Genomic DNA, 3,252 nt, shown 5'->3' with positions numbered 1-3,252 from the left:
GTGTGTGTTGTTTGAGAATTGCACAGTGGACGCGAGCATCTTTGTTGTAAGTAATGAAGAGCGTACGGTGGATGCCTTGGCACCAGGAGCCGATGAAGGACGTAGGAGGCTGCGATAAGCCTCGGGGAGCTGTCAACCGAGCTGTGATCCGAGGGTGTCCGAATGGGGAAACCCAGCACGAGTGATGTCGTGTTACCTGCACCTGAATATATAGGGTGTGTGGAGGGAACGTGGGGAAGTGAAACATCTCAGTACCCACAGGAAGAGAAAACAATAGTGATTCCGTGAGTAGTGGCGAGCGAAAGCGGATGAGGCCAAACTTTGTGCGTGTGATACCCGGCAGGGGTTGCGTATGGAGGGTTGTGGGGTTTGCATTGTCGATTCTGCCGGATCGGCCGACAGTGAGAAATTGTGGTGTTAGTCGAAGTGGTCTGGAACGGCCTGTCGTAGAGGGTGAGAGTCCCGTAGACGAAAACATTGCAACTGTCGTTGTGGATACCCAAGTAGCAGCGGGCCCGTGAAATCTGCTGTGAATCTGTCGGGACCACCCGATAAGCCTGAATACTCCCTGGTGACCGATAGCGGACTAGTACCGTGAGGGAAAGGTGAAAAGTACCCCGGGAGGGGAGTGAAATAGTACCTGAAACCGTGCGCTTACAATCCGTCAAAGCTGGTGAACAGTTTACTGTTGCTGGTGATGGCGTGCCTTTTGAAGAATGAGCCTGCGAGTTAGTGGCATGTCGCGAGGTTAACCCGTGTGGGGTAGCCGTAGCGAAAGCGAGTCCGAATAGGGCGTATCCACCTTGTGTGGTGTAGTGGCGTGTTCTAGACCCGAAGCGGAGTGATCTACCCATGGCCAGGTTGAAGCGACGGTAAGACGTCGTGGAGGACCGAACCCACTTAGGTTGAAAACTGAGGGGATGAGTTGTGGGTAGGGGTGAAAGGCCAATCAAACTCCGTGATAGCTGGTTCTCCCCGAAATGCATTTAGGTGCAGCGTCACGTGTTTCTCACCGGAGGTAGAGCTACTGGATGGTCTAGGGGGCCTACAAGCTTACCGAAATCAGCCAAACTCCGAATGCCGGTGAGTGAGAGCGTGGCAGTGAGACTGCGGGCGATAAGGTTCGTAGTCGAGAGGGAAACAGCCCAGATCGCCAGCTAAGGTCCCTAAGCGTGTACTAAGTGGAAAAGGATGTGGGGTCGCGAAGACAACCAGGAGGTTGGCTTAGAAGCAGCCACCCTTGAAAGAGTGCGTAATAGCTCACTGGTCAAGTGATCCTGCGCCGACAATGTAGCGGGGCTCAAGTACACCACCGAAGCTGCGGCACTCACACAATAGCCCGCTGTTCTCTTGCGAGGGTTCAGCCAGGTGTGTGGGTGGGTAGGGGAGCGTCGTGCAGCCATGGAAGCATCGGAGTGATCCAGGTGTGGAGGCTGCGCGAGTGAGAATGCAGGCATGAGTAGCGAAAGACGAGTGAGAAACTCGTCCGCCGAATGACCAAGGGTTCCTGGGCCAGGTTAATCCGCCCAGGGTGAGTCGGGACCTAAGACGAGGCCGACAGGCGTAGCCGATGGACAACGGGTTGATATTCCCGTACCCGTGTAACCGCGCCCATGGTGAATCAGTGACACTAACCACCCTGAATCCAGATGACCGATCTCTTTCGAGAGTGAGGCGTGTGGTGGATGCGTGGGACCTGATCTGGTAGTAGCCAAGCGATGGGGTGACGCAGGAAGGTAGCTGGGCCAGTCAGTGGTTGTACTGGTGTAAGCCTGTAGGGCGAACGGTAGGCAAATCCGCCGTTCATGAAGCCTGAGAGGTGATGCGTAGCCGATTGAGGCGAATTCAGTGATCCTATGCTGCCGAGAAAAGCCTCTAGTGAGTTGTTACACGGCCCGTACCCCAAACCGACACAGGTGGTCAGGTAGAGAATACTAAGGCGATCGAGATAACTATGGTTAAGGAACTCGGCAAAATGCCCCCGTAACTTCGGGAGAAGGGGGGCCCTGTCCGGTGATCACTCTTGCAGTGTGAGCTGGGTGGGGCCGCAGAGACCAGTGAGAAGCGACTGTTTACTAAAAACACAGGTCCGTGCGAAGTCGTAAGACGATGTATACGGACTGACGCCTGCCCGGTGCTGGAAGGTTAAGAGGACCGGTTAGCCAGCAATGGCGAAGCTGAGAATTTAAGCCCCAGTAAACGGCGGTGGTAACTATAACCATCCTAAGGTAGCGAAATTCCTTGTCGGGTAAGTTCCGACCTGCACGAATGGCGTAACGACTTCTCAGCTGTCTCAACCATAGACTCGGCGAAATTGCATTACGAGTAAAGATGCTCGTTACGCGCGGCAGGACGAAAAGACCCCGGGACCTTCACTACAGCTTGGTATTGGTGTTCGGTTCGGTTTGTGTAGGATAGGTGGGAGACTGTGAAGCGGTGACGCCAGTTACTGTGGAGTCGTTGTTGAAATACCACTCTGATCGTATTGGATACCTCAACCTCGGACCATGATCTGGTTCAGGGACAGTGCCTGGTGGGTAGTTTAACTGGGGCGGTTGCCTCCTAAAATGTAACGGAGGCGCCCAAAGGTTCCCTCAGCCTGGTTGGCAATCAGGTGTCGAGTGCAAGTGCACAAGGGAGCTTGACTGTGAGACTGACAAGTCGAGCAGGGACGAAAGTCGGGACTAGTGATCCGGCACCGGCAAGTGGAAGCGGTGTCGCTCAACGGATAAAAGGTACCCCGGGGATAACAGGCTGATCTTCCCCAAGAGTCCATATCGACGGGATGGTTTGGCACCTCGATGTCGGCTCGTCGCATCCTGGGGCTGGAGTAGGTCCCAAGGGTTGGGCTGTTCGCCCATTAAAGCGGCACGCGAGCTGGGTTTAGAACGTCGTGAGACAGTTCGGTCTCTATCCGCCGCGCGCGTAAGAAACTTGAGGAAGGCTGTCCCTAGTACGAGAGGACCGGGACGGACGAACCTCTGGTGTGCCAGTTGTTCCACCAGGAGCACCGCTGGTTGGCTACGTTCGGAAGGGATAACCGCTGAAAGCATCTAAGCGGGAAGCCTGTTCCAAGATGAGGTTTCTCACCCCCTCGAGGGGGTAAGGCCCCCGGCAGACCACCGGGTTGATAGGCCAGAACTGGAAGTCGGGTAACCGATGCAGGTGACTGGTACTAATAGGCCGAGGACTTACCACAAAGAAGCTACGCGTCCACTGTGCAATATCTGAAACAACACACGAGTTGTTCAG

General features: G+C 55.0%; 1 rRNA gene. It reads left to right on the top strand.

Going from position 1 to position 3,252, the window contains the following annotated elements:
- Positions 1–44: 44 nt before the first annotated feature.
- Positions 45–3,199 (top strand): 23S ribosomal RNA (locus CH295_RS27390).
- Positions 3,200–3,252 lie beyond the last annotated feature (53 nt).

The organism is Rhodococcus sp. 14-2483-1-2, from assembly GCF_002259405.1.
Taxonomy (GTDB): domain Bacteria; phylum Actinomycetota; class Actinomycetes; order Mycobacteriales; family Mycobacteriaceae; genus Rhodococcoides.
Note: the sequence above shows the minus strand (reverse complement) of the source record. Positions and strands in the feature narration are given on the sequence as shown.